The following is a 25,570-nucleotide window of genomic DNA, read 5'->3' on the forward strand; positions in this document are numbered from 1 at the left end:
GCCAGGCGGCGATCATTGTTTCAGGAACCGTTTGCAGAAACTCTGAAACTGCACCTGAAACCGAGGCGGACAGCTTGGCGCGCAAGGCGAGCGACAACAACGGCGGCAAACGCCAGACGACCATCCGCGAAGTCGCCGAGCGCGCGGGCGTCTCCGTCGCCACCGTCTCGCGCATCCTCTCCGGCACCTACCCCGCCGCGCCCGCCACCCGTAGCAAGGTCATGCGCGCCGTCGAAGAACTCGACTACGTCGCCAACCACCACGCCCGCGCCCTCCAGGGGACCACCCGCAAGAGCATCGCGATCATCGTCAACTCGGTGATCTCGCCCCACTACGCCCATGTGGCCCAAGGCGTCCAGACCCAGGCCGCCGAGGACGGGCGCCTCTGCCAGATCGGCACCAGCGGCGGCGACGCCGAACGCGAACTCGCCATGGTCCAGTTCATGCGCGAGCAGCACCCCGAGGCCGTGATCCTCGTCGGCAACGTGAACGCCGACGACGAGTACAAGGCCCGCATGAGCCGGTACGCCCACGCGCTGGCCTCCGTCGGCTCCCGGCTCGTCCTGTGCGGGCGCCCGCCGCTCGGGCCCGACGCGCCCGCGGTCGTCGTGGAGTACGACAACACCGGCGGCGCGTTCGCGGCCACCAGCCACCTGCTCTCCAACGGCCACAAGCGCATCCTGTTCCTCGGCCGCCGTCCCGGCTACACCACCCCCGACGCGCGGATCGCCGGGTACCGGGGCGCCCTCGCCGCCCACGGCGTCCCGCACGACCCCTCGCTGGAGGTCGACGGCACCTTCGAACGCTACGAGGGCTACCGGATGATGCGGTCCCGCCTCGCCGCGGGCCCGCCCGACTTCACCGCCGCGTTCGCCGCCAACGACCAGATCGCCGCCGGTGCCCGCCAGGCCCTGGTCGAGCACGGCCTCTCGATCCCCGGCGACGTCTCGCTCATCGGCTTCGACGACCTCCCGCCCGCCGCCGACATCGACCTCACCACCGTCTACCAGCCCCACGAGGAGCTCGGCCGCACCTCCGTGCGCCTCGCCCTCGAACACGCCCGCAACGGCGGCCCGCCGCCGCACACCACCCTCGGCGCGCACCTCGTCATCCGCGGGTCCGTGGCCCCGCTCGTCAAGTAGCGCAGCACGTCAGCGCCCGGCCGGATGCGGCCGGGCGCTTCCTCATGCCCCATGTGTTTACGCCGTAAACACGGATGTGTATGGTGTAAACATGACCACGACCCCCGACCGGATCGTCGCCGTCGCAAAGGAACTCGTCGCCGACGGCGGCAGCGCCTCGGTGAGCATGCGGAAGATCGGCGACGCCGTCGGCCTCTCGCCCATGGCCGTCTACCGGCACTTTCCGAGCCGCGAAGCGCTCCTCGACCGCGTCGCCGACGACCTCTTCACCGAGACCTACGACCGCTTGAGCCGCAAGCACATCCCCGACGACACCGTCGAAGCCCTCCACGGCGCCGTCGACGACCTCGTTGACCTCGCGCTGGAGCGGCCCCACCAGTTCGCGTTCATGTTCATCGAGCCCCGCGAAGGCGCCCGCGTCTACCCCGCCGACTTCAGCTCCGGTCGCTCCCGCCTGTTCGGTCTGCTCACCGGCATCATCGAATCCGGCCTCGCGAAAGGCGACCTCGCGCCCGCCGAGCCCTGGGCGCTCGGGCTCGCGGTCACCTCCGGCCTCTACGGCCTCGTCGCCCTCTACCAAGGCGGGCGCATCGCCCCCGACCCCGACGCGTTCCGCACCCTCTGCCACGACACCCTCGAAAGGCTCCTCCATGGCATCCTCGCCTAGACCCCTCCCGTGGATCCTCCTCGGCGCCTTCGGGACCGCCGTCATGCTCGCCCTCGGCTTCTGGCTCGACCCCGTGTGGTGGCTGATGTGGACCGCACCGATCCCGATGCTCCTGGCCGTCCCGCGGCTGGGGTTCTGGGCCGCGCTCCTCACCGCCGAAGCCGCCTGGCTCGGCGGCACCGCCCGCATCTGGTGGTACCTCGCCGACTCACTGGAGATGGCGCCGGTCTTCATCGTCGTCTCGGTCGTCGTCTTCACCGGGCTCTACACCGCCGCGACGCTCCTGTACCGGGCTCTGATGCGCCGCGGCCGCCACTGGGCCGCGTTCCTCGCCTTCCCCGCGGGTGTCGTCGCCGTCGAGTACCTCGGGTCGGTCATCAACGCCGACGCGGGCGGCGAATGGTGGAGCCTCGCCTACACCCAGGCCGGGCAGACCGCGATCCTCCAGCTCGCGTCCGTCACCGGCATCTGGGGGATCACCTTCCTGCTCATGGCGATCCCCTCCGCCGTCGCCACGATCCTCGCCCCCGGCGCCCGCCGCGGACTCGCCGTCGGCATCGCCGCGACCGCCGCGGCCTGCCTCGCCGCCGCCCTCGTCTTCGGCCTCGCCCGCCCGGTCGACCAGGGCCCCACGGTCCGCGCAGGTGCGCTCGCGCTCCCCACCGACGAGGACTCCATCCCAGTCGACACCGACAAGGCCGAAACGCTCTTCGCCCGCTACGCCCGCGAGATCGAACGCCTCGGCGCCGCCGACGACCTCGACCTGCTCGTCCTCCCCGAGAAGGTCTTCCACACCACCGAAGCGCAGACCGGCCCCTACCTCGACCGCTGGTCCGCCCTCGCCGTCTCCTCCGGCATCGACCTCGTGCTCGGCCTCGCCGTGGAGTCCGACGGCCACACCTACAACGCCGCCGTCTGGATCCCCGCGAACGGCCACAACACCGCCGAGTACCGGAAGCAGCACCTCATCCCCGGCCTCGAAGACTGGATGACCCCCTCCGACAACGGACCGGTGTCGATCCCCGGCGTCGGCGGCGGCTGGGCCCTGACCATCTGCAAAGACCTCGACCACGCCGCCGCCATCGCCGAGTACGGAGACGAGGACTTCGGGCTGGTCCTCGCCCCCGCCCTCGACTTCACGATCGACGGCTGGTGGCACTCCCGCGTGGCCGTCACCCGCGGCGTCGAACAGGGCTTCTCCCTGGTGCGGGCCGGGCAGATCGGCCTCATGACCGTCAGCGACGCCCGCGGGACCGTGCTCGCCGAAGACGCCCGCCTCGCCGTCGCCGACGTCCCGACCGAACCCGTGCAGACCGTCTACGACCGGCTCGGCAACTGGTTCCTCATCCCGGCCTTCGCAATCCTCCTCGCGGGCATCGTCCTTGCAGTGGTCCCTCGCCGCGGCAATGTGGCAGCATCGGACCCCGACACCAAGGAGTGACATGACCGCACCCATCGACGCCGTCGTCTTCGACGTCCTCGGCACCATGGTCGACGAGCCCCGCGGCCTCGCCGCCGCCATCCGCGAAGCCGCGCCCGGCGGCGACACCGATGCGCTGCTCGCCTTGTGGCAGCGGCATATCGAACGCGAACAGGACCGGATCGTCAAGGGCGAGCGCCCCTTCGCGACCGCCGACGCCCTCGACGCCGAAGCCGCCGCAGCGGTCGCCGAGCAGGCCGGAGTGACGGACGCGGCCGTCATCGCCCGCCTCGCCGGCGCGGGGCGCCGCCACACCGCCTGGGACGACTCGGCCGCGGGCCTCGAACGCCTCGCCCGCACGTTCCCCGTCCTCGCCCTGTCCAACGCCAACCGGGCCGCGCTGCTCCACCTGACCGCGCACGCGGGTCTGCGCTGGCACCAGGCGCTCTCGGCCGAGGACGCCCAGACGTACAAGCCCGCGCCCGCGGTCTACCGGCTCGCCGTCGAAGCGGTCGGCAGCCCGCCGGAGCGGATTCTCATGGTCGCCGCGCACGCGTGGGACCTCCGCGGCGCACAGGCGATCGGGATGCGGACGGCCTACGTGCGCCGCCCCATCGGTGACCCGCCCGCGCCGGAGGACGAGTTCGACTGGCAGTGCGAGAGCCTCGGCGAACTCGCCGAGGCCCTCGAAGCGGATTGAGTTACAGCGGCAGGCCGGGCGGTTCGACCTCGCCGCGCCAGCCGCCGGACTCCGTGCCGCGGTCCTCGATGTAGAACTTGAACCGCTGCATGTCGCCCTTGACGCGGTGCGTCAGGAACCCGGCCTTGTCGGCCACGGTCTCGGCGAACCCGTCGGGGTCGATCTCCATCTGCGCGGTGACTCGGGTGTGGTCGTCGTCCAGGCGGTGGAACGTGACCACGCCCGCGTGCGCGGGCCCGGAGATGGACTTCCAGGCGACCCGCTCGTCGGGATGCTGCTCGGTGATCGCGGCGTCGAACTCGCGGGCGACGCCGCCGATGCTCATGCGCCAGTGGGTGAGCGTCTCGCCGATCTGCTGGACCTCGTCGACACCCTCCATGAAGGACGGGAAGGTCTCGAACTGGGTCCACTGGTTGTACGCCGTGGAGACCGGGACTTCGACGTCGACTGATTCGGTGATGCTGCTCAAGGCAGACCTCCTTCGGTCGCGGAACGCGCCGGTCGGCGCGTCGTCTTCCGCCCTCCGGTTACCCGGGGAGGCGGCCCGCACACCTCAGAGGGCGGTGGGAACCCGCGTGGTGACGAGGCCGACGTCGCTGAGGAAGCGTTCGAGCGCGATCGTGGCGATGCCGGTGGCGACCGAGTTCCCGCGCACCGTGGACACCTCGACCTCCAGGTCGGCGGCCGAGTCGCCGGGCGCCTCCTCGACCACGCTGCGGCGCACCGCGGGCACGAGGTGGTCGCCGAGCGCCCACACCGTCCATCCGGTGAGCGTGATGGTCTCGGGGTTGACGATCGCGACGAGGTCGGCGAGCGCGGCCCCCAGATAGCGGGCGGTGCGCTCGATGGTTTCGGTGACGGCCGGGTCGGGTTCGGGCGGCTCCAGCGCGGTCGCCAAGGCGCCGATGAAGTCCCGCTGGTGCGTGACCGAGGCGAGCCGGTGCTCGGGGTTGATCGCTCCCAGGGTCCGCTGGATGCCGTCGGCGCCCACGTACGCCTCGACGCAGCCGCGCCTCCCGCACCGGCAGGGCCGCCCGTCGAGGGCGAGGAGGCTGTGGCCCCATTCGCCCGCGAAGTTGGTGGCGCCGCGCAGGATCGCGCCGTTGAGGATGATCCCGGCGCCGACGCCGGTGCCGAGGTTCACGGTGATGGTGCTGGAGTGCTTGCGGCCCTGGCCGAACCACAGTTCGGCGGTGGCGATGGCCTTGAGCGGGTTGTCGAGCACCACGGGCAGGCCGAGGCGCTCGTGGATGCGGTCGAGGTGGCGCCACGCGGCGTTCGGCATGACGGGGGAGGCCCCGCCCCAGCGCTGCATGGAGCCCGGGAGCGAGATGCCCACGCCGAGCACTTCGCCGCGCGGCGTGCCCGCCTCGGCCAGGGCGGCGTCGACGGCGCGCGCGATGCCGTCGACGACCTCTTCGGTCTCGTCGTGCCGCTCGTCGGCGGCGACCTCGGCGGAGGCGACTTCATCGAGGGCGGCGTCGAACACGACCGCCCTGATGTACGTCTCCGCGACGTCGACGCCGACGATGCGGCCGCGATCCTGGTTGAGCCGCAGGAGTGTGGTGGGCCGCCCGACCCGTCCGCTGGCGACACGCGCTTCGGTGACGATCCCGCCCGAGAGCAGGTCGCTGACGACCGTCGCCACGGTCGCGGTGCTCAGTCCCGTGGTGCGCGCGAGGTCGTTGCGGGTGGTCTCGCCCGCGGTGAGCAGTGCGTGCAGGACGTCGAGCCGCGACTCGCTGCGGATGTCGCGTGAAGTGCGCCTGGTGGGGGCCATGTCGGTACTCCTGGGGGCTCGGATCTACTCCGGTGCGGGGGCTGCGGTGACGCGTGAGAGGCGCGGCTGGACGCCTCCGGCGGTGCCGCGGGCCAGCACTCTGACGGTACCGGAGTTCCACTCGGCGGGGATCCACAGTCGACCCAGATCGCCGCCGGTGAACCGGGGCCGGTGCGGGTCGTCGAGCCAGACCCGGCCGAGCAGTTCCCCGTTGGCGAAGGCGCTCAGACGGACCTGCTCGCCCTCGAACCGGAGCGACTGCCCGCCTGCGGGGACGGGCACGTCGAGCCACGCCTCCTCACCGGGGGCGAGGTCGAGCGGTAGGTCGACGGCGAGCCCTTCGGCGTCCTGGCCCGCGAGCGCGATGATCGCCGCGTCGTTCTGGGCCTCGACCTGCCAGCCGCGCACGGCTTCGAGCCGGAGCAGTTCCACAGGGCCGGAACCGGAGCCGGGCCAGTGCGGCGCGGTGACCGCCACTTCGCGGCCCTGTCCGGGCTCCAGGTGGACCCACGGGTCGAGCGGGCTGACGATCCGCGCCTCGCCGTCCACGGCGACCTCGACCGGGAGGGTCAGTTCGCCGAGGTGGAAGGCGTAGTGGGTGACGCCGTCGACCGGGAGCGCGCGGCGGTAGGTCGCCGGGCGGCCGATGCGGGTGCTGCTCCAACCGCCGAGGCTCCGCACGGGCGCGGGGTCCCCGGCCCACTGCGAGCCGCCGTCGACGGTCCACAGTGCGTGGACGTCCTCGCGTTCCACGACCGCCCAGACCTTCCCGAGGCCGCGGAGCGACCCGAGCGCGAGGCCCGGGAGCCGCGCGTCGTCGAAGTTGGCGTGGCCCCAGGTCTCCACCGTGGCGTCGATCCGGGACTTGCCCGCGGCCTGCACGGTGATGGTGGCGCCGTACACGACCCGGGTCGGCTGCGCCTCCCCGTCGAGCGCGAGGTCGACGATGTCGGCCGCGCCCTCGATGAGCAGTTCGCCGATCCCGTCGATGCCCGCGCTGTAGTGGGTGCGTCCGCGGTGGACGCCCACGGTCTCGGAGACCGGCGGCAGGTCGTGCGCCTCGGTCCGGCCCGAGCGGGTCGGCAGCGCGCGCCGGTATGCGGCGGTGAGCTCCTCGGCTTCCCCTGCGGGGCCGTGGATGACGCCCTGCGCGCCGTCGGCGTCGGGCACGTCCTCCGGGTGGAGGACGACGACCTCGACCTTGCCCACGGTGCGCCGCACCGGGTTCCCGGGCTCAGGGGCCTCGAACGCGGCGATCTCGCTGTTCACGACCACGGTGCTCGGCACGCGCGAGGCGAACCCGAGCCCGTTCGCGGTGGCGCTCACCAGGTCCGCGGACGCGAACCCGAGCACGCCGGACAGGCCGAAGCCCTCCAGCGGCAGGTCCTGCACGATGAGCGCGGTCGAGCGCGGCGCGAGCGCCACTTCGATCCCGCCGACCCGTGCGGTTCCGGGCTTCTCGGTGAGGTTCGGGACGCCGGTGACCGTGCCGCCGCCGTCGAGGACGAGGCGCGACGGGGACGAGCTGGTGGTCACCGAGACCGCTTCGACGCCTTCGGCTGCGGTGGTCCGGGCCTTCGCCAGGGCCGGTCCGAGCGTGCGCGCGAGCGCGGTGAGCACGCGGGCCTCGGCCGTCTCCGGCCGCGCCTCGCCCACGGGGGAGAGGTAGCCGCCGAAGTCGTAGTCGTGGGTCATGAACCCGCCCGGGTCGCCCCAGTTGCCGACCGACGGCGTGTACCCGAAGTCGTAGCCCGAGCCCTGGAGGTACGGCGCGATCAGGGTCGCGCCGGAGACGAGCAGGCGGCGGAGCGTGGCGTGGCTGCGGTTGGTCTCGGTGACCAGCAGCGGCAGGCCGCGCGAGGCCACCAGGTCGGCGTAGCGGCGCACCTCGGCCTCGACGAACGGCGAGCGGTCGTCGGGGTAGAAGTTGAACGCGGGCGCCACGCCTTCGACGTCGCCGTTGGCGCCGACCAGGTCGCCCTGGCCCGCGCACGCGATGAGCGGCACGTCGATGCCGTGGCCGGTCGCCATGTCCCGCAGCGCGGTGATGTAGGCGTGCCGGTCGGCGGTGTCGAAGAAGTCGAGCTCGTTCTCCAGCTGCACGGCCACGACGGACCCGCCGCGGCCCCACTGGCGCGCCGCGAGGAGCGGCATCGCCCGGTCGAACCAGCCGCGGACCTGCTCCAGGAATCGCGGTTCGGCCTGGCGCACACGCAAGTCCGGGTCCAGGCCCAGCCATGCGGGCAGCGCCCCGCCGTCCCACTCGGAGCAGATGTACGGGCCGGGCCGCGCGACGACCGCGAGGCCGGCCTCATGCGCGAGGTCGAGGAACGCCCCGACGTCGCGCCGTCCTTCGAAGTCCCACACGCCGGGGGCGGTCTCGTGGAAGTTCCACGGCAGGTAGACGTCGATCGCGCGGTAGCCGGTGGCGCGGACCGCGGCGAGCCGAGCCTCCCAGGTCTCCCGAGGGAGCCGGAAGTAGAACAGCGACGCGCACAGCAGCGCCTCTTCGCGGCCGTCGAGCACGAGCCCGGTGGGGTCGAGCCGCACGGCCGAAGTGGACAGATCGGTCACTACTTCACCCCTGCACTTCCGCCTTGGAGGTTCATCTCGTAGAGGTACTTCTGGCCGAGGTAGTAGATCGCGATCATCGGCAGCGTGAGGATGATCGACCCGACCATGACCAGGTTCCACGGCGGCAGCTGCATCTCGTTGCTCGTCCCCGTCATGTACTGGAGGCCGAGCGCCAGCGGCATCGACTCCTCGGAGTTGAGGTAGATGAGCGGGCCCATGAAGTCGCCCCACGCGTGCGTGAGCGTGAAGATCGCGATGGCGGTGAGGATCGGCCACATCATCGGCAGGATGATGCGCCGGTAGATCCCGAAGTACCCCAGGCCGTCCATCTGCGCCGCCTCGTCGAGCTCGCCCGAGATGCGGGAGACGAACTGCCGCACCAGGAACACGTTGAACGCGTTGGTGAAGAAGTTCGGGATGATGAGCGGCAGGTACGTGTTCACCCAGCCGAGCTCCTTGAACAGCAGGAACTGCGGGATCATCGTGATCTGCGCGGGGATCATCATCGTGGCGAGCACGATCATGAACATGACGCCCTTGCCCGGGGCCCGCAGGCGCGCGAACGCGTACCCGACGAGCGAGGACGAGAGCACCTGGCCGACCGCCGAGAGCGTGGCGATGAGGACCGAGTTGAGGACGAACCGCCCGACCGGCAGGCCGGTCGCGGTGAACACCTCGGTGAAGTTGCGCCACTCGAACTCGGTCGGGATCACGGTGAACGCGTTCTGCGCGCTCGTCTGGTCGCTCGCGAGCGAGATCGACACCATGAGGATGAACGGCACGAAGAAGATCGCGGAGACGATCAGGAGCACCGCGTACGTGGCGGGCGAGGCCTTGAACACCGACAGCAGGCGCGGCTCGCGCTCGCCGGTGAGCTTCTTGCGCCCGGCGCGGGGCTTGGTGGCCAGAGCGGTCATCGGACCTCCTGCTCGTAGAAGACCCAGCTGCGGGACGTGCGGAACGCGATGAGCGTGAACGCCATGATGACGATGAACAGCAGCCAGGCGACGGCCGACGCGTACCCGAAGTGGTAGAACGAGAACGCCTCGCGGAACAGCAGCGGCACCATCATCTGGCTCGCGTTGTCCGGGCCGCCCGCGGTCAGGATGTACACCTGCGAGAAGATCTGGAACGAGCCGATGAGGCCCATGATCAGGTTGAAGAAGATCACCGGGGTGATCTGCGGGAACGTGACCGACCAGAACTGGCGCCAGGCGCTGGCGCCGTCGATCTCGGCGGCCTCGTACAGCTCGCGCGGGATGCCGTTCATGGCCGACAGCAGGAGCACGGTGGCCCCGCCGGCGCCCCAGGCGGACAGCACGATCAGCGCGGGCTTGACCCAGGTCGGGTCGAGGAGCCAGTTCGGCCCTTCGATCCCGAACCACCCGAGCAGTTCGTTCAGCGGGCCCGAGGGCGCCAGCACCATCTTGAAGACCATCGCGGTCGCCACGAGCGGCACCAGCGTCGGCAGGTAGATGAAGGTGCGGAAGAGCTTGCGGCCGCGCACCCGCTTGTTCAGCAGGTTCGCCAGCCACACGCCGATCACCAGGCCCAGCGGGACCGAGATGAGCGCGTAGTAGAACGTGTTCCCCAGCGCCTTCCAGAACACCGGGTCGCCGGTGAGCGCCTTGGCGTAGTTGTCCAGGCCGACCCATTCGGGCGGCGTGAACGAGTCCCACTCGGTGAACGAGATGTACACGGAGGCGATCATCGGGCCGAGGAGGAACCCCACGAACCCGATCAGCCACGGCGAGATGAAGAGCCAGAAGTAGAAGGCTTCCTTCTTGCTGCGCGACGACATTTTGCGGCGCCTCCCGGCGCGGCGCGCACTGCGCACCGCGCCGGGGGCTTCGTCGATGGTCTTCGACATCGTTGAGGCCCTAATTAATCGGTGATGATCGATTCGAGCTGCGTCTGGATCTTGTCCAGCTCGGTCTGGGCGTCGCCGCCCTCGTTCCAGAAGGTGCCCAGGTTGTCGTCGAAGGCCGCCTGCATCTCGTTCCACTGCGGGATGAACGGCGCGCGGAAGATGAAGTCCGCGGACTCGCCGAACGCGGCCATGTTGAGCGGCTTGGTCGCCCACGACGGCGTCAGGAACGCGTCGGACTGCTGCACTTCGAGGTTGGCCGGGACGTCCTGGGCCTTGTCGATGATGACCTCCTGCGCGTCGGCGTTCGTCAGGAACTCGATGGCCTTGAACGCGCGCTCGGGGTTCTTGCAGTCGCGGGAGATCGCCAGGCCCGAGCCGAAGGCCGAGACGGCCTGGTCGACGCCGCGCCACATCGGCGCGATGTCCCAGTTGAAGTCCACGTCGAGGAGGCCGCCGATGGCCCAGAAGCCGGTCGTGTTGATCGCGACCTTCTGCGCGACGAACGCAGGGTCCCCGCCCATGTCCGGGCCCATGTCCGCGTACTCGGCGGCGGTCGGCACGACGTGGTCCTTGTGCGCGAGGTCCCCGGCCCACTGGAGGGCCTGCACGACCTCGGGGGAGTTGATCGTCGGCTGCCCCGAGTCGTCGATGATCTGCCCGCCGTTCTGGTAGGCGAAGGACCACCACTGCGGCCACCAGCCGGCGCCGCCGTAGCCCCACTGGGTGCCCGCCACGGTCAGTTTCTCCATGGCCGCCTGGGCGTCCTCCTGGGTCCACTCGGCGGTCGGGTACTCGACGCCCGCGGCGTCGAAGAGGTCCTTGTTGTAGTAGACGATCATCGCGCCGGAGCGGTCCGGGATCGCGTAGACCTTGTCCTCGTAGCTGTAGAGGGTGCCGACGGCGCCGAAGCGCTCCTCCAGGTCGAGGCCGGCGTCCTTGGCGTAGTCGTCGAGCGGCAGGATCTGGCTCTTCGAGGAGTAGGTGTTGACGCCCTCGGCGACCTGCATGATGTCGGGGCCGTCGCCACCGGCGATCATCGTCTGGACCTTCTGCTCGTACTGGTCCGAGGGGATCAGCTGGAGCTCGATCTTGACGTCGGGGTTCGCCTTCTCGAACAAGTCGATGCGGGCCTGGTAGGTCTCCTTGTCGAGGTCGCCGCCCCAGACGACCATCTTCAGGGGGCCGTTGCCGTCGTCGTCGCCGCCTCCGCACGCCGCAAGGACGGGAACCGCGACGCCCGCGGTGGCCGCGGCCTGGACCAGTGTGCGCCGGCGAATCTTGTTCTCCATTGTCTCGGCCTTCCTCGGTCTTGCGCCGACTACACCGTCGGCACGGGGTTGAGACGGGGGTAAATCTAACCCATAGATAAATGGTTGGATAGACCGGCGTAGATAACAATTCGAGCAACGTCGCCCCAGGTGGGGGACCGATTGACCGATAAAAGTGTTATCGGTAAGATGCAGTGCGTCACAACCCAAGGGGGACACGGACGTCCGAACGGCCGCACAACACCGCACCACGGGATGGCATCATTGCCGCGTACCGCGAGCGAACGGAGTGGTGGACGTGCCCGACCTGCCCCCGCACATCGGCATCGACCGGCCCGGCTCCTTCAGCCGGTCGGTCTTCCACGAGCGCCACCCCGTGCTCATCGCCAACCTCCTCGCCGACCACCCCTACCCGCCGCACATCGCCGAGGCCCTCGAAGCGCTCCTCGCCGAGTCCCTCGCCGGAACCGTCCCGCCCCGCACCCCCGGCGGCCCGGAAATCCACACCTGGCACCTCGAAATCGCCGCCCACGCGGGCCGCCCCTGGGACTCCCTGCCGTTCCTGTGGGCCGAGGCGTACTTCTACCGGCGCCTCCTCCGCGCCGTCGAGTTCCACCACTACGAGAGCCCCTGGTGCGGGGTCGACCCCTTCGCGCCCCAGAAGCGCGCCCAGCTCGACGGCCCCGAACTGCGCACCGACCTCGACGCCTACGCCTCGCTCGAAGGCGCCGCCCCCGACGACCGCCGCCGCGCCCTCCTCCTCGCCGCCCTCTGGGGCAACCAGGCCGACCTGGGCTTCCGCACGAACAATCCCGACGCCGACACCGCCAACGGCGACCTCGTCGCCGACGACTCCGACGCGCTGTGGGCGCTGGCCGACGCGCCCGGCGACGCCCCCGTCATCGTGGTCGCCGACAACGCCGGACGCGAGATCACCGCCGACCTCGCGCTCGTGGACCACCTGCTGGAGACCGGCACCGGGCCCGTCGAGCTGCACCTCAAGCCGCACCCGTACTTCGTCTCCGACGCCACCGGCCGCGACGTCGTGGACACGCTCGACGCCCTCGACCGCGACCCGCACCAGGCCGTGCGCGACCTCGCCGGGCGCCTGCGGGACGCGATCCGGCTCGGCTGGCTGCGGCTGCGGTCCCACGGCGCGTACGTCCACCCTACCGACTACCGGACCCTGCCCTCGGACCTCGCCGAGGAGTTCGCGGCCGCGAAGCTCGTGATCCTCAAGGGCGACCTGAACTACCGCCGCCTCGTGGGCGACCGCCAGTGGGACCCGACGACCCCCTTCGCGGAGGCCGCCGGGTACTTCCCGGGCCCGGTGGCGGCCCTGCGGACCGCCAAGTCCGACCTGGCCGTCGGGGTCGACCCCGCCCGCCTCGCGAAGCTCGACGCCGACGCGCCCGACTGGCGCCTCACCGGCACCCGCGCCTTCATCCAGGTGAAGGCTTAACCCTTGAGCCCCGAGTGGGCCAGGCTCTCCACGAACTGGCGCTGCGCGATCAGGAAGACCACCAGGACCGGGACGACGGTCATCGTCGCCGCCGCGAGCTGGGTGTTCCACATCTCCCCGCCATAGGGGTCGGTGAACCTGGTGAGCGCCTGCGGGAGCGTGAACAGCTCCGGCGACGTCAGGTACACCGTCGGCTCCAGGTACAGGTTCCACGAGGACAGGAACGTCAGGATCGCCACCGCCGACAGCGCGGGCCGCGCCAGCGGCAGGCAGATCCGCCGCCAGATCCCGAAGCGGCCCAGGCCGTCCAGGCGCGCGGCCTCCTCCAGCTCCACCGGCAGCGCGATGAAGAACTGCCGCATGATGAACGTCGCGAGCACGCACGGCGCCGCGAACGCGGTCACCAGGATCAGCGGCCAGTGCGTGTTCACCATCCCCGCCTGCTTGAACATCTGGAACAGCGGCACGATCGTCACCTCGCTCGGCACGAGCAGGCCGACGAGCACCACCACGAACAGCAGGTTCCGGCCGGGGAATCGGATGCGCGCGAACGCGTACCCGGCGAGCTCCGACACCAGCAGCACGATCAGCGTCACCACGAGCGCGATGTACACGCTGTTGAAGTACTGCCTCGCGAACGGCTGGAACGCGAACGCCTCGCTGTAGGCCGCGGCCGTGGGGGAGTCGGTGAAGAACGACGGCGGCGACGCGAAGATCTCGCTCAGCGGCTTGAACGACGAGGCGACCATCCACAGCGTGGGGATCACGAACGGCGCGGCCAGCACGATCAGCGCGGCGTACAGCGCGATCCGGCGCGCGAGCGGACCGAACGGCCGCGGCGCGGTCTCAGTCCTCATAGAACACCCACTTCCTGCGCAGCTGCCACTGGATAACCGTCAGCACCATCACGAACGTGAGGAGCATCAGCGCGAGCGTCGAGCCGTATCCGATGTCGTTGAAGCTGAACGCCTGCTGGAACACGTAGTAGACGAGCACCGTCGTCGACAGCCCCGGCCCGCCCTCGGTGAGCACCGCGATCTGCGCGAACGACTGGAGCGCCCCGACGATCGTGATGATCGCCGTCAGCAGCAGCGTCGGCGAGATGAGCGGCAGCGTGATCCGGAAGAAGATCCGCCGCGGGTCCGCGCCGTCGAGGCGCGCGGCCTCGTACAGCTCGCCGGGGACCCCTTGCAGCGCAGCCAGGAACAGGACCATGTTGATGCCGACGCTGCGCACCACCTGCGTGAACGTCACCGCGACCATCGCCGTCGGGCCGTTCTGGAGCCAGTTCGGGCCGTCCACGCCGACCAGCGCGAGGACCCCGTTGACGCCGCCGTTGTCCTGGAGCAGGAAGCCCCACACCAGGGTCCAGGCGACCACCGAGACCACCACGGGCGAGAAGAACAGCGTCCGGAACAGCACCGCGCCCTTGAAGCGCCGGTTGAGCATCACCGCGAGCGCCAGGCCCAGCACGATGTTCAGCGCCACAACGCCCCCGGAGAACACCGCGGTCGCGCCGAGCACGCTCGGCAGCGCCGGGTCGTCAAGGGCCGCCTGGTAGTTGCCGCCGCCCACGTACGTCAGCTCGCCGGTGAAGATGTTCCAGTCGTTGAGGCTGTACCAGATCGCCAGCCCCACCGGCACGATCACGAACACCAGCACGCCGACCAGCTGCGGCGCGATGAACAGGTAGCCCGTCGCCGCGTCGGCGCGGCCCATCGTCCACCACCGCCGGGGCCGCGCGGGAGCCCCCGGGACGGCCGCGGCCGCCCCGGGAGCGGGTCGGGTCCCGACCGCCATTACTTCGCGACCAGCAGCGGATCGACGGCCGAGCACACCGAGGCGAGCACGCCCGAGATGTCGGCGTCGGGCGCCCACATCGCGTCGAGCTCGGTCTTCGCCTTCTGCGCGATCTCGGCCGGGTTCGTGTGGTTCGGCAGCGTCACCGCGTCGGCGATCTGGTCGACCACGACGGTCTGGAGCTGCTCGGCCGTGAACTTCTCGTTGTTCGCCGCGAGCGCCTCGCCGGTCAGCAGCGACTGGCGCGGCGGCGGGAAGTACTGGGCGAGCTGCGCCGCGTTCTCGGGGTTCGTCAGGTACGCGAGGAACCCGGTGGCCGCCTCCGCGTTCGGGCTGGAGGCGAGGACGCCCATGCCGGCCTGGCCGATCACCGAGTAGTCGCCCGCGGGGCCCGCGGGCAGCGGCGCGATGTCGTATGCGAAGGACCCGTCGAGGTTCCCGGCGCGCGAGACCTGCGCGACCGCGAAGGCCGCGTCGCCGGCGAAGAAGTCGGCGGTCGTGCCGGGGCCGGGCATCGACTCGTCGGTGTAGATCGCCTTGTGCAGGAACGTGAACGCCTCGGTCATCTCAGGCGAGGTGAACCCGCACTCGGTGCCGTCCTCGTTCCAGGCGCTGGCGCCGAACCCGGTCCAGATCGTGGCGAGGGTGTTCCACGAGGAGTAGTTGAAGTCGTTGACGACGAAGCCGCCCTTGCCGGTGGCGTCGTGGACGGCCGCGCCGATCTCGGACACCTTGTCCCAGGTGAGGCCCGCGGGGTCGAAGGTCTGCCCGGCCTCGGCGAGGAGGTCGGTGTTCACGTACAAAGCGAAGGGCGAGTTGGAGAACGGGTAGGCGTACAGCTCGCCGTCCCGGCTGAACTCGCCGGTGACGCTCGGCAGCAGATCCCCGTAGTCCCAGCCTTCGGTGCCTTCAAGGGCGTCGGTGAGGGGGACCAGTGCGCCGGAGTCGATGAGGTCGGCCGAGAGGTCGCCCATCCACGCCAGGTCGGGGGCGTTGCCGCCCGCGATCTGCGTGGTCAGGGTGGTGTTGTACTCCTCGAACGGGAGGCTCTCGAACGTGATCGACGTGATCTCGGGGTGGTCGGCGATGTAGGCGTCGGCGATCGAGTCGAAGAGCGCGAGCTGGTCCTCGTTGGAGGTCCAGACGGACATGCGCAGCTCGATGTCCTCCGTGGCGGCGTCAGTGCCGCCGCCGCAGGCGGCCGTGGTCGCGAGTGCTCCCAATGCGAGGGCGCTGACCAGCTTCTTTGCTGTCGTGGGCATGATGTGTTCCTTTTAGTAGCCGATGATCTCGGGCCAGTGGATTTCGACGCCGGCCTCGGTGAGGGCGGCCTGGAACCGGCGGACCAGTTCGGGTTTCGCGAGGACGTCCCCGGGGTGCAGGGAGCGGTCGAGGCAGAACGCGGCGAGCTCGCCGGCGGATTCGCCGACGTTCCACTCGACGGGGTGGAGCCGGTAGGCGCCGTTGGTGATGTGCGTGGTGCCGATGTTCTTCGCGGCGGGCAGGAGGTTGCGGGTCTCGACGGGCACGAGGGCCCCGAGCGGGATCTCGAAGGGGGCGCACTCGACGTCGATGTAGTTGTCGCCGCCGGTGGAGGGGTGCAGGTCGATGCGGTACATGCCGACGCCCACGGAATCCTCGAACGTCGCCGGGCGGCCGTGGCCGCGGACGGCGACGGCCACGTCCTGCTCGACGACGGTGCGCATCGCGCGGATGCGGCGGGACTCGCGGATGTACGGCGCCTGCGCGAAGCCGTCGTCGGTGCCGACGACGTCGCCGCGCAGGCGCAGCCCGGGCCACCCGGTCCCCCCGTCGGGCCGGGGCGCCTCGGTCTGGAGCCAGTACACGAACGAGCGCGACTGGGCCTTGGCGGCGCGCAGGTGCTCGTCCCGGTCGGGCGTGTCGATGACGTTGCCGCCCAGGTAGTCCAGCTGCGGCCAGTTCGCGAGCACGATGTCGCTGTCGAGGCTGCCGGGCAGGAACGTCTCGCGGGCGGCGATGCGCCGGAACACCCACAGGTCGAGGTCGCCGGGGTCGTCGCCGTGCGCCTCCTTGCCGCCGACGGTGTCGTACGGCGGGTTGACGTTGAAGGTGCGGGTCTCGGGTTCGAGGGTGCGCGGGCTGGGCGCGGTGAACGACAGCATCGCGTCGCCCCAGAACTCGGGCGCGAGCGAGCGCCAGTGGTCGTAGTCGGCGGGCCGCTCGATGGTGTGGTCGCCGTCGACGTGGTCGAACACGAAGCACCAGGCGATGGACTGCATGTTCGCCGGGTCGGCGGTCTCGGGGGCGCTGGGCTCGCCGGTCTCGCCGCGGCCCTCGGCGCCGGTGACGTACGCGGTGCCGGTGAGGGGGAGCAGGTCCCCGGTCTCGGTCGCGTCGAGCACGAACGCCGCCTCCACGACCGTGTCTGCTCCGGTCTCCTGGTGCCGCAGCGTCACCGATCGGACGAGGCCGTCGGTGGTCTCGGCGGCGACGGGCACGTGGGGCTGGAGGACGGTGAGCCGCCCGCTCGACAGGTGCGGGGCGAGCATCTTCGTGATGACCGCGAGCGCCACGCGCGGCTCGTGGCAGAGGCGGCTGACGCGCCCGCGCCCGGGGTTGAGCTGCGGGTCGCGGCGGGCGGCGTCGGTGAGTGGGTAGGCGTCGCGGTAGTAGGCGCGGATGCCGTCGCGCAGTCGCCGGTAGGTGGCGGTGATCCCGAACTGCTCGACCCAGACGTGCTCGTCGGGCGGCACGGCCTGGCTGGTGAGCTGGCCGCCGAGCCACGGGTACTCCTCGGAGAGCACGACCCGGCGGCCGCGGCGCAGGGCCGCGAGCGCCGCGGCGACGCCGCCGAGCCCGCCGCCGACGACCCCGATGTCGGTCTTCAGATGCCTCATCGGGTGCCGCCGCGGAGGATGAGGGTCTCGCCGAGCGCGACCTCGCCTTGCAGGAGCCGCTGGATCTCGATGCCGCCGTGCTCTTCCGCAGGCGTGGAGATGAGCTGCTGGAGGAGCGCGAGCGCCTCGGCCGCGACCTGCTGGCGCGGGGTGTGGAAGCCGGAGAGGGTGCGGCCGCCGATGCGGTGGCCGCGCACTTCGGCGAGGGCCGCGAGCGACAGGCTCGGGTCGGCGAGGACCAGGGCGGCGTCCTCCACGAGGAAGGCATCCTCGGCGAACACTGCGGTCGCGCCGGACCTGGCGACGACCTGCGGCAGGTCCGAGAGGTCGTCGCCGACGATGAAGGGCGCCACGGCGAGCGCGCCGGGGGCCCGCCCGATCGCGGCGAGGCGGTCCCTCGCAGTGGGGCTGTTCAGGTCCCGGTGCAGGTAGAGGACCTTCTCGTGGCCGAGTTCGACGGCCCGGTCCAGGAGCCGCCCGGTGAGGGCGCCGTAGTCGATCCCCACGTACGGCACGGGCGCGTCGGTCTCGTCGCGGCGGCCGACCGCGACGAACGGGAACGACTCGGCGACGAGCCGTTCGAGGTCCTCGCCGTCCATCTGCTGGCCGAGCAGCACGCAGCCGTCGGCCAGGCGCAGCCGCGTGTTGCGGTGGAACAGGCGCCTGCGGCCCTCCTCGACGGGGGAGGACGTGAAGAACAGCAGGTCGCAGCCGAGGCTCTCGGCGGCGCGCTCGATGCCGTTGAGCAGCGGGCCGTAGAAGTCCATCGACTCGGGCGTCAGCGCCGACTCGTACGTGAAGACCCCGAGGATCTTGTTGTCGAGCCCGGCGAGGCGGCGGGCGGCGGGGTCGGCGACGTACGTCGACTGCTCGATGGCGCGGCGCACGCGCTCGCGGGTGGCGTCGGGGATGCGGATGTTCGACCCGTCCCGGTCGTTGAGCACCATCGAGACGGTCGTCTGGCTGACTCCGGCGATGCGCGCGATCTCGCGCTGCGTCACCTTGCCGGGCTTCCCTGTCATCTGTCGTTGTCCCATCGATCTCGATAATGCGCATTAGCAGCGCGGTCCTCGGAACGATAATACGTAACATCAAAATCCGCAAGACCCCTTGACACGCCCAGGTCCGGCCCGGCACGATGAGCGGCACTCGCAGATAATGCGAATTATCAGAACCAGCATGGGAGACAGACGATGACGTCTGACCGATCAGCGTTGACCCGGCGCGGCCTCCTCGGCGCCACCTTCGCCGCGGGCGTACTGCTCGCGGCCGAAGCGAGCCCCGTCGAAGCCTGGGCCGCCGAGGGCGACGTGACCCTGAGCGCCGGCGGCGTGAGCATCCTCGCCTCCGTCGGCGGGCGCCTCGCGATCCGCGACGGCAGCGGCACCACCCGCTCGGCGGGCTCGAAGTTCCAGATCAAGGACTCGGCGGCGGGCATCCAGCTCTCGACCGGCGGCACCCCGGTCCTCACCGCCCTCGCCGACGGCACCCCCGCGATCCGGATGGACTACACGATGCCCGCCGCCGCGGGCGCCGTCACCGTCGCCGGGTACTTCACGGTGTCCACCAACCACGTGCACCTCGAATGGCACGTCACCGGCCCGTCCACCCTCATCCCCGACGGGTTCCTCTTCAGCCGCGCCATCCAGGCCCCCACCGAGGCCGACGCGTACGTGCCCGTCACCGAATGGGTCCGCGACTCAGGCGGCGGCATCCCCTACGAGCACACGACGGGCATCGCCCACGCCTCCACCTGGGGCGCGCTCCACGGCATGTTCCTCCTCGCCGACTCGCGGCAGGCCTGGACCAACGCCACCTGGATCCACGCCCCGGGCGTCGTCCAGTCCGACGGCTCGATCATCTCGACCGCGGACTTCTTCTTCAGCGACAAGCGGCCCTCCGCGACCGCCTCCATCGGCACCGCCCAGGACCTCGGCATCGAGATCTGGACCGAGCAGCCGTTCAACCTCTGGGCCGCCGCGGGGGCGACCGCGAGCATCCACGTCCAGGTCGCCAACGGCGCCGCCGCGACCCGCGCCGTCGACCTCGACTGGTGGGTCAAGGACTTCAACGGCACCCAGCTGACCGGCGGGAACCTCACCGGGTCCGTCCCGGCGGGCGGCACGTGGGACCACGTCATCAGCGTCCCGACCCCGGCCGCGGGCATCGCCACCGCCGAGGTGATCGCCTCCTACGGCGGCCAGGAGGCGTTCGCGCGCACCAACATCGGCGTCCTCGGCGCCCACACCTACCAGTCCGGGTCCGAGAGCATGTTCGGCATGGCGAACTACCCGTGGCTCCAAGTGCCCTCGGCGGACGCGCTCCTGGACCTGTGGCAGCTCGCGGGCGTCAACCGCGTGCGCATCGCCTACGACGGCGGGCCCGGCCTGCCGCCCGCCGAGTTCGACGCCCGCGGCATGGCCCACAACATCGAGCTCCAGCCCGACCTCACCGTCGACGACGCCGCCGCGGCCGCGTGGGCGCAGGTCAACACCGACAAGGCCGTCGCCGCCGGGGCCGAGTACTTCGAGGTCGGCAACGAGCTCAACCGGCCCTTCAACACCGGCGACGCCGCCCAGGCCTACATCCACAAGGCGCTGCGGCCCGTGCGCGACTACGCGGCCTCCATCGGCGCCGACGTCAAGCTCCTCAACAACGGCCTCGCGGGCATGGACGAGCCGTGGGTCGAGAACTTCATCGCGGGCGGCGGCTGGGACCTCATCGACGGGTTCGCCTACCACCCCGGGCGCGGCAACTTCACGCCCGACTACATCCCCGACGGCGACGACTGGGACGCGGGCGCCACCGGCACCTACTGGAACTTCCTCGGCGGGCTGCGGCGCCTCCAGGCGATCATGGCCGTCCACGGCGAGAAGGAGATCTGGCTGACCGAGGCCTACGCCTGCACCCGCCCCAACGGCTGGTGGAACGACACCTACCGGGCCGCCGCCGAGAACGTCTTCCTCACCCTCGCGCTCGCGAAGGCCGAAGGCATCCGCAACGTCTGCTGGTACCAGTTCCACGACTCCGTGCTGGGCAAGCCGCAGGTCGCCGACCCCGAGAACGTCGAGTACCACTTCGGGCTCGTCAACCGCGACACCAGCCCCAAGCCCTCGCTGCTCGCGTACGCCACGGCCGCAAGGGAACTCGACCAGGCCACCCCGCTCGGCCGGCTCACCTTCGCCGACCCGCTCGCGAAGGGCCTCCTGTTCGACACGCCCGCAGGCGAAGCCGCCGTCCTGTGGCACCGCGCCGACGGCTACATCCTCAACCCCGACCACGACCCGGCCGACCGCAACTTCCCCGCCCCCGAGGTGTGGGAGGACCACTGGCCCACCAAGACCGGCCTGTCCGTCAAGGCCGCCGGGACCTCCCTGACCCGCGTCGACTGCATCGGCCAGCGCGCCGCCGTCCCCGTGTCGAACGGCCGCGCCACCGTCACACTCGACGGCGCCCCGCGCCTGTTCCTCGGCACCGACCTCGCCGCGAACCTCGCTGCGTAACAACGAGAAAGGCCGCCCCCGGGGGAGTGTTTCCCCGGGGGCGGCCCCTCTTATCTCCCGATCACACGTCGGTCTTCTTCAGGCGGAACGCCGCCGCGGCGAGCGTCACCGCCACCCACCCGGCGAACACCGCGATCCCCGCGCCCGGCGAGAGCCGGTCCGACGTCTCGGTGAGCGCGTAGACCGCGCCGCCCGCGTTCGACGGGAAGTACGGGTTGAGCGTGTCGTACCAGGAGTCGGGGAGCAGCATCGCCAGGCCCGGCAGGATGAGCAGGATGCTCACCAGCGCGGCGATCCCGCCCGCCGGGGACCGCAGCAGCGCGCCCAGCGCCACCCCGAACACCGCCACGAGCCCCAGGTACAGGGCCGCGCCGAACAGCGCGCGCAGCACGCCGTCGTCGGTGAGCGACAGGGAGATCGCCTCGCCGTCGAGCCCGACCGAGCCGATCAGGAACGCCGCGAACACGCCGACCGCGCTGATCGCGAACACCGCGCCGCCCGCCAGGATCGCCTTGGCCCACAGGACCGGGAGGCGCTTGGGCACCGCGGCGAGCGTCGAGCGGATCGTGCCGGTCGAGTACTCGCCCGCGGTCGACAGGACCCCGAACACGCCGACCACGAGCGACGCGAACGACAGGCCCATGAGCGCCAGGCTCACCGCGTCGAGCGGGCGCCCCGAGATGCCGGGCGGGCCGTCGGTGACCCCGGCGCCGTCGTACGTGAACGCGCCGATCGAGCCGAACAGTCCGAGCAGGACCAGGCCGAGCGCGAGGCAGATCCACGTGGACCTGATCGTGCGGAACTTCGTGGCCTCCGAGAGCAGGACCCGCCGGAACCGCACCGGCTTCACCGGGGTCCGAGTGATATTGCCGCCCTCCGCGGGGCGTTCGAGTGCGATGGTCATCGCGCGCTCCTTCCGTCCGCCGGGGCACTGCGGTACTCCAGCTCGTCAGTGGTCAAGTCCATGAACGCCTCCTCCAGGGAGGCACCGAGCGGCGTCAGCTCGTGCAGCGGCACGCCGTGGCGCAGCGCCACCTGCCCGATCGCGCGGGCGTCGAGCCCCGACACCAGCAGCTCCGTCTCGTTCGAGGCGGTCACCGCGACGTCGGGCCCGGCCAGGAGCGCCTGCAGCTTCGCGGCCTCGTCCGAGGCCACCTTCACTGCGCCCGCACCGGACTCGCGCACGAAGTCCGCGACCGTGGTGTCGGCGAGCAGCCGCCCGCGGCCGATGATGACGAGGTGGTCGGCGATCTGCGCGGTCTCGCTCATCAGGTGCGACGACAGGAGCACCGCCCGGCCCTCCGCGGCCAGGTCGGCCAGGAGGTTCCTGATCCACAGCACCCCTTCGGGGTCGAGGCCGTTCACCGGCTCGTCGAGCATGACGACCTCCGGGTCGCCGAGCAGCGCGGCGGCGATGCCGAGGCGCTGGCCCATGCCGAGGGAGAACGCGCCGACCCGCTTGTGGGCGACGCTGCCGAGCCCGGCGAGCTCGATGACCTCGTCGACGCGCTTGCGGGCGATGCCGTGAGTCTGCGCGAGCGCCGTCAGGTGCCCGACCGCGGAGCGGCCGGGGTGGACGGACTTGGCCTCCAGGAGCGCGCCGATCTCGTGGAGCGGGGCGCCGTGCCCGGCGTAGGCGCGGCCGTTGACGGTGACCGTCCCGGCCGTGGGGGCGTCCAGGCCCAGGACCATCCGCATGGTCGTGGACTTCCCGGCCCCGTTGGGGCCCAGGAACCCGGTGACCTCGCCGGGCTTCACGGTGAAGCTCAGGCGGTCGACCACGGTCTTGTCCCCGTAGCGTTTGGTCAGTTCGCGTGCCTCGATCATCGCGGTTCCCTCGTTCCCTGTAGCGCCGCGTTCTGCTCGCGGCCTCATGGGAACGACGCTACGGACGGGAACCTCTCACCGCGTGGGCCTGAACGCGGGTCTTTCGCGGGCCCGGGTCGTACCTGGGTCGTACCCGGGCCTACGCGCTCACGCTGAGGCGGGCCTTGGACGGATGGTGAGCGTCTGCTGCGCGTGCCCGAAATGCCCGGTCGTGTCGTGGAGGGCGCTGGACGTGGTGCCCAGGCCGGTGGGCCCGAAGACGACCGTGGTGTCGAGGCCGAGCCAGTGCCCGACGGGCTGGCGGAACAGGTGGATCGTGAGGTCCACGTTCGGGAAAAGCCACGCCTCGGGGCTCTCGCGCACCGAGGCGCCGTTCGCGGTGTCGACCAGGCCGGCGAGCCTTGCGAGGCTGCTCGCGTCCTCGCCCGCGGCGACCGGGACCTTCGCCTTGATCCACGCGGTGACCCGCCCCGGCTCGGGCGTGCCGACCGGGCGGGCCTCGATGGACCGGATGTACCCGCCCGGCCAGACCCGTTCGAGGTCGACGGGCGCCGCGGTCTCCGGGCCCGGCAGCGGCGCGTCCTCGCCGCCCGCGATCTTCTCGGTGTCGAGCGCGACCGCCCGCCACACCCGCGCCCGCACGGCCGCGCGCCCGCCCGAGACCACCGTGGCCTCCAGGAGCTCGATCGTGCGTCCCGGCCGGACCACCGCCACCTCGACCTCGAACGGGTCCAGCGGCAGCACCCCGAGGATGTCGACGCTGATGCGGCTCACCGCCATCCCGTCGGGCCCGCGCCGGGCGCAGAACCGCTCGACCTCGTGGACGATGAGCCCGTTCATGGGGCTGATGTGCTGCTCGCGGACGTTCCAGGCGCCGCCCGTGTGGGGCGCGGGCTGAAACCGGGCGGAGTCGCCGCTCTGGTCGAGCCGGACGAAGTAGCCGTCGTGCTGTTCGGTCATGCAGTGAATCTAGGGGACGTGGAGTTCGAGCGCAGTGAGCGCCGCCTCGTCGCCGATGGCGCGGATCTCCGCGATGCGGTCGCCCTCGAAGCGGAGCGTGAAGACCATGAGGAGGTTGCCGCGCGGGACCACGGCCACCGCGACCTCGCCGTCCAGCAGGACCGCCCGCGCCAGTCGCGCCTGGCCCGAGAACGCCTCCGCGACCGCCTGCGCGCCGACCAGGTGGGTGCCGCTGCTGAGCCGGATCGCCGCGTCGTCGAGGCGCATCGTGACGCTCGGGTCGAGGAGCGTCAGGAGCGTGGCGAACTCGCCGTCCCTGGCGGCCTGGAGGAACGCCTCCACCGCCCGGTGCCGCCGCGCCAGGTCGCCGTCCACTTTCGACGTGCCGCGGACGCGCAGGCGGGCCCGGCTCGCGATCCGCTGCGTCGTCTCCGGGCTGCGCTCCACGATCGGCGCGATCTCCGCGAACGGCACCGCGAACAGGTCGTGGAGCACGAACGCGAGCCGCTCGACCGGCGACAGCGCGTCGAGGACCACGAGCATCGCCAGCCCCACCGAGTCGGCGAGCACCGCCTCCTCCTCGGGGTCGACCCGCCGCGCCAGCCGCACCTGCGGCTCCTGGCCGTCGAAGGGGTCCTCGCGCCGCGACTGGCGCGAGCGCAGCAGATCCAGGCAGACCCGGCCCGTCACCGTCGTCAGCCAGCCCGCGAGGTTCTCCACCTCCGAGACGTCCGCGCGCGACGCCTTCAACCAGGCGTCCTGCACCGCGTCCTCGGCCTCGCTGAGCGAGCCGAGCATCCGGTACGCCACCGCCCGCAGATGGGGCCGGTGGGCCTCGAACTCGAATTCCGAGATTTTTTCTTCGCGCATCCGTCTGGTTCCTTCGCCGCCGTCCGTCAGAGCAGTAGAAGCAACCCCGACAGGAAGCAGATGGTAGCCATGGAAACTCCGATCACCCAAACCGCTCTGGTCACCGGCGCCAACAAGGGCCTCGGCCTGGAGACCGCCCGCCGCCTCGGCGCCGAAGGCTGGAAGGTCTTCCTCGGCGCCCGCGACGAGGCCCGCGGCCGCGCCGCCGCCGAGAAGCTCGCCGCGGACGGCATCGACGTGGTCTTCGTGCAGCTCGACGTCACTGACGACGCATCGGTCGCCGCCGCCGAACGGCTCGTCCGCGAGCACACCGACCACCTCGACGTCCTCGTCAACAACGCCGGAGCGCCCGGCACGGCCGTCCACCCGTCGAAGGCCACCGTCGCCGACCTCCACCCGGTGTTCGACGTCAACGTGTACGGCACGGTCCGCGTCACCCACGCGTTCCTCCCGCTCCTCCAGGCTGCCGAAAACCCGCGCGTGGTCAACGTCTCCAGCGGCGGCGGTGCCTTCTCGGTCGTCACCGACCCGAACCAGGCCGTCTCCAAGATGCACGAACTCGCCTACAGCACTTCGAAAGCCGCCGTGAACATGCTCACCGTCCGCTACGCCCAGGCGTTCCCGGACATCAAGTTCAACGTCGTCACCCCCGGCGAGATCAGCACCGGCAGGTTCGCCGCCACCGACATGAACATGCACCGCGGCGCGCTCACCGTCACCGAAGGCACCGACGTGTTCATCCGCCTCGCCACCATCGGCGCCGACGGCCCCACCGGCACCTTCTCCGACCGCCTCGGCAACGTCGCCTGGTGAGACGACCCGGACCGGCATGGAAGCGATTGCCTCTG

Annotated in this window: 22 protein-coding genes; 7 read left to right on the forward strand and 15 right to left on the reverse strand. The window is 71.2% G+C overall.

The window, feature by feature from the left end; all coding sequences use genetic code 11:
* The first annotated feature begins 74 nt into the window (after window positions 1–74).
* From WA640_RS12385 to WA640_RS12400, 4 genes are all read left to right on the forward strand, one after another.
* Window positions 75–1,142, forward strand: coding sequence for a LacI family DNA-binding transcriptional regulator (locus WA640_RS12385; RefSeq protein WP_335987974.1), 1,068 nt, complete (start codon window positions 75–77; stop codon window positions 1,140–1,142).
* A gap of 91 nt (window positions 1,143–1,233) precedes the next feature.
* Window positions 1,234–1,809, forward strand: coding sequence for a TetR/AcrR family transcriptional regulator (locus WA640_RS12390; protein WP_335987975.1), 576 nt, complete (start codon window positions 1,234–1,236; stop codon window positions 1,807–1,809).
* Window positions 1,793–3,250 (forward strand): nitrilase-related carbon-nitrogen hydrolase, encoded by a 1,458-nt coding sequence (locus WA640_RS12395; protein ID WP_335987976.1) that lies wholly within the window; start codon window positions 1,793–1,795, stop codon window positions 3,248–3,250. Before WA640_RS12390 ends, WA640_RS12395 begins: the two co-directional genes overlap by 17 nt.
* 1 nt (window position 3,251) lies before the next feature.
* Window positions 3,252–3,929, forward strand: a complete 678-nt coding sequence (locus WA640_RS12400) for a haloacid dehalogenase type II (protein WP_335987977.1) — start codon at window positions 3,252–3,254, stop codon at window positions 3,927–3,929.
* 1 nt (window position 3,930) lies between these two features.
* On the opposite strand, the gene WA640_RS12405 is transcribed toward WA640_RS12400, so the two are convergent.
* The 6 genes from WA640_RS12405 to WA640_RS12430 form a co-directional block, all read right to left on the reverse strand.
* A complete protein-coding gene (locus WA640_RS12405; RefSeq protein WP_335987978.1) occupies window positions 3,931–4,398 on the reverse strand; it encodes an SRPBCC family protein in 468 nt (155 codons plus the stop codon).
* 84 nt (window positions 4,399–4,482) lie between these two features.
* The gene (locus tag WA640_RS12410) at window positions 4,483–5,709 is read right to left on the reverse strand and encodes an ROK family transcriptional regulator (RefSeq protein WP_106363490.1); all 1,227 of its coding nucleotides are present in this window, start codon (window positions 5,707–5,709) and stop codon (window positions 4,483–4,485) included.
* 24 nt (window positions 5,710–5,733) lie between these two features.
* The gene (locus WA640_RS12415) at window positions 5,734–8,283 is read right to left on the reverse strand and encodes a beta-galactosidase (RefSeq protein WP_335987979.1); all 2,550 of its coding nucleotides are present in this window, start codon (window positions 8,281–8,283) and stop codon (window positions 5,734–5,736) included.
* Window positions 8,283–9,200, reverse strand: a complete 918-nt coding sequence (locus WA640_RS12420; RefSeq protein WP_106363488.1) for a carbohydrate ABC transporter permease — start codon at window positions 9,198–9,200, stop codon at window positions 8,283–8,285. The genes WA640_RS12415 and WA640_RS12420 overlap by 1 nt, the downstream gene beginning before the upstream one ends.
* Window positions 9,197–10,084: a carbohydrate ABC transporter permease gene (locus WA640_RS12425; protein WP_442904753.1), complete on the reverse strand. Its 888-nt coding sequence runs from the start codon at window positions 10,082–10,084 to the stop codon at window positions 9,197–9,199. Before WA640_RS12425 ends, WA640_RS12420 begins: the two co-directional genes overlap by 4 nt.
* Window positions 10,085–10,167: 83 nt before the next feature.
* A complete protein-coding gene (locus WA640_RS12430; protein WP_335987981.1) occupies window positions 10,168–11,442 on the reverse strand; it encodes an ABC transporter substrate-binding protein in 1,275 nt (424 codons plus the stop codon).
* Between the two features lie 277 nt (window positions 11,443–11,719).
* Between WA640_RS12430 and WA640_RS12435 the strand changes: the two genes are divergently transcribed.
* Complete coding sequence (locus WA640_RS12435; protein WP_335987982.1) at window positions 11,720–12,883, forward strand: damage-control phosphatase ARMT1 family protein; 1,164 nt, start codon at window positions 11,720–11,722, stop codon at window positions 12,881–12,883.
* Here WA640_RS12435 and WA640_RS12440 read toward each other — a convergent pair.
* From WA640_RS12440 to WA640_RS12460, 5 genes are read right to left on the reverse strand one after another with little or no spacing between them, the layout of a single operon-like run.
* Complete coding sequence (locus tag WA640_RS12440) at window positions 12,880–13,740, reverse strand: carbohydrate ABC transporter permease (protein WP_335987983.1); 861 nt, start codon at window positions 13,738–13,740, stop codon at window positions 12,880–12,882. The two genes, WA640_RS12435 and WA640_RS12440, sit on opposite strands and share 4 nt — an antisense overlap.
* The gene (locus WA640_RS12445; protein ID WP_442904735.1) at window positions 13,730–14,683 is read right to left on the reverse strand and encodes a carbohydrate ABC transporter permease; all 954 of its coding nucleotides are present in this window, start codon (window positions 14,681–14,683) and stop codon (window positions 13,730–13,732) included. The genes WA640_RS12440 and WA640_RS12445 overlap by 11 nt, the downstream gene beginning before the upstream one ends.
* The gene (locus WA640_RS12450; RefSeq protein ID WP_335987985.1) at window positions 14,683–15,945 is read right to left on the reverse strand and encodes an ABC transporter substrate-binding protein; all 1,263 of its coding nucleotides are present in this window, start codon (window positions 15,943–15,945) and stop codon (window positions 14,683–14,685) included. Before WA640_RS12450 ends, WA640_RS12445 begins: the two co-directional genes overlap by 1 nt.
* 12 nt (window positions 15,946–15,957) lie before the next feature.
* Complete coding sequence (locus tag WA640_RS12455) at window positions 15,958–17,562, reverse strand: FAD-dependent oxidoreductase (RefSeq protein WP_335987986.1); 1,605 nt, start codon at window positions 17,560–17,562, stop codon at window positions 15,958–15,960.
* Window positions 17,559–18,584, reverse strand: a complete 1,026-nt coding sequence (locus WA640_RS12460; RefSeq protein WP_335987987.1) for a LacI family DNA-binding transcriptional regulator — start codon at window positions 18,582–18,584, stop codon at window positions 17,559–17,561. The genes WA640_RS12455 and WA640_RS12460 overlap by 4 nt, the downstream gene beginning before the upstream one ends.
* A gap of 171 nt (window positions 18,585–18,755) precedes the next feature.
* Between WA640_RS12460 and WA640_RS12465 the strand changes: the two genes are divergently transcribed.
* Window positions 18,756–21,065, forward strand: a complete 2,310-nt coding sequence (locus tag WA640_RS12465; protein ID WP_335987988.1) for a hypothetical protein — start codon at window positions 18,756–18,758, stop codon at window positions 21,063–21,065.
* Window positions 21,066–21,126: 61 nt separating this feature from the next.
* On the opposite strand, the gene WA640_RS12470 is transcribed toward WA640_RS12465, so the two are convergent.
* From WA640_RS12470 to WA640_RS12485, 4 genes are all read right to left on the reverse strand, one after another.
* Window positions 21,127–21,969 carry a hypothetical protein gene (locus WA640_RS12470; RefSeq protein WP_335987989.1) on the reverse strand — a complete coding sequence of 281 codons (843 nt, stop codon included), beginning with the start codon at window positions 21,967–21,969 and terminating at the stop codon, window positions 21,127–21,129.
* Complete coding sequence (locus WA640_RS12475) at window positions 21,966–22,892, reverse strand: ABC transporter ATP-binding protein (RefSeq protein ID WP_106363479.1); 927 nt, start codon at window positions 22,890–22,892, stop codon at window positions 21,966–21,968. The genes WA640_RS12470 and WA640_RS12475 overlap by 4 nt, the downstream gene beginning before the upstream one ends.
* 147 nt (window positions 22,893–23,039) lie before the next feature.
* Window positions 23,040–23,852 (reverse strand): thioesterase family protein, encoded by an 813-nt coding sequence (locus WA640_RS12480; protein WP_335987992.1) that lies wholly within the window; start codon window positions 23,850–23,852, stop codon window positions 23,040–23,042.
* 9 nt (window positions 23,853–23,861) lie between these two features.
* The gene (locus tag WA640_RS12485; protein ID WP_335987993.1) at window positions 23,862–24,722 is read right to left on the reverse strand and encodes a sigma-70 family RNA polymerase sigma factor; all 861 of its coding nucleotides are present in this window, start codon (window positions 24,720–24,722) and stop codon (window positions 23,862–23,864) included.
* A 69-nt stretch (window positions 24,723–24,791) separates the two neighbouring features.
* Between WA640_RS12485 and WA640_RS12490 the strand changes: the two genes are divergently transcribed.
* Window positions 24,792–25,535, forward strand: a complete 744-nt coding sequence (locus WA640_RS12490; protein ID WP_335987994.1) for an SDR family NAD(P)-dependent oxidoreductase — start codon at window positions 24,792–24,794, stop codon at window positions 25,533–25,535.
* Window positions 25,536–25,570: the final 35 nt, after the last annotated feature.

Origin of the sequence: Glycomyces sp. MUSA5-2 (assembly GCF_037034145.1) — a bacterium.
Taxonomy (GTDB): domain Bacteria; phylum Actinomycetota; class Actinomycetes; order Mycobacteriales; family Micromonosporaceae; genus Glycomyces; species Glycomyces artemisiae.

What these genes read in the sequence shown, in the direction of transcription:
- WA640_RS12420 (WP_106363488.1), bottom strand. Translation starts at nt 9,200, where the DNA reads ATGACCGCTCTGGCCACCAAGCCCCGCGCCGGGCGCAAGAAGCTCACC.
- WA640_RS12440 (WP_335987983.1), bottom strand. Translation starts at nt 13,740, where the DNA reads ATGAGGACTGAGACCGCGCCGCGGCCGTTCGGTCCGCTCGCGCGCCGG.
- WA640_RS12450 (WP_335987985.1), bottom strand. Translation starts at nt 15,945, where the DNA reads ATGCCCACGACAGCAAAGAAGCTGGTCAGCGCCCTCGCATTGGGAGCA.
- WA640_RS12410 (WP_106363490.1), bottom strand. Translation starts at nt 5,709, where the DNA reads ATGGCCCCCACCAGGCGCACTTCACGCGACATCCGCAGCGAGTCGCGG.
- WA640_RS12445 (WP_442904735.1), bottom strand. Translation starts at nt 14,683, where the DNA reads ATGGCGGTCGGGACCCGACCCGCTCCCGGGGCGGCCGCGGCCGTCCCG.
- WA640_RS12395 (WP_335987976.1), top strand. Translation starts at nt 1,793, where the DNA reads ATGGCATCCTCGCCTAGACCCCTCCCGTGGATCCTCCTCGGCGCCTTC.
- WA640_RS12475 (WP_106363479.1), bottom strand. Translation starts at nt 22,892, where the DNA reads ATGATCGAGGCACGCGAACTGACCAAACGCTACGGGGACAAGACCGTG.
- WA640_RS12465 (WP_335987988.1), top strand. Translation starts at nt 18,756, where the DNA reads ATGACGTCTGACCGATCAGCGTTGACCCGGCGCGGCCTCCTCGGCGCC.
- WA640_RS12485 (WP_335987993.1), bottom strand. Translation starts at nt 24,722, where the DNA reads ATGCGCGAAGAAAAAATCTCGGAATTCGAGTTCGAGGCCCACCGGCCC.
- WA640_RS12460 (WP_335987987.1), bottom strand. Translation starts at nt 18,584, where the DNA reads ATGACAGGGAAGCCCGGCAAGGTGACGCAGCGCGAGATCGCGCGCATC.
- WA640_RS12425 (WP_442904753.1), bottom strand. Translation starts at nt 10,084, where the DNA reads ATGTCGTCGCGCAGCAAGAAGGAAGCCTTCTACTTCTGGCTCTTCATC.
- WA640_RS12480 (WP_335987992.1), bottom strand. Translation starts at nt 23,852, where the DNA reads ATGACCGAACAGCACGACGGCTACTTCGTCCGGCTCGACCAGAGCGGC.
- WA640_RS12430 (WP_335987981.1), bottom strand. Translation starts at nt 11,442, where the DNA reads ATGGAGAACAAGATTCGCCGGCGCACACTGGTCCAGGCCGCGGCCACC.
- WA640_RS12455 (WP_335987986.1), bottom strand. Translation starts at nt 17,562, where the DNA reads ATGAGGCATCTGAAGACCGACATCGGGGTCGTCGGCGGCGGGCTCGGC.
- WA640_RS12390 (WP_335987975.1), top strand. Translation starts at nt 1,234, where the DNA reads ATGACCACGACCCCCGACCGGATCGTCGCCGTCGCAAAGGAACTCGTC.
- WA640_RS12470 (WP_335987989.1), bottom strand. Translation starts at nt 21,969, where the DNA reads ATGACCATCGCACTCGAACGCCCCGCGGAGGGCGGCAATATCACTCGG.
- WA640_RS12400 (WP_335987977.1), top strand. Translation starts at nt 3,252, where the DNA reads ATGACCGCACCCATCGACGCCGTCGTCTTCGACGTCCTCGGCACCATG.
- WA640_RS12490 (WP_335987994.1), top strand. Translation starts at nt 24,792, where the DNA reads ATGGAAACTCCGATCACCCAAACCGCTCTGGTCACCGGCGCCAACAAG.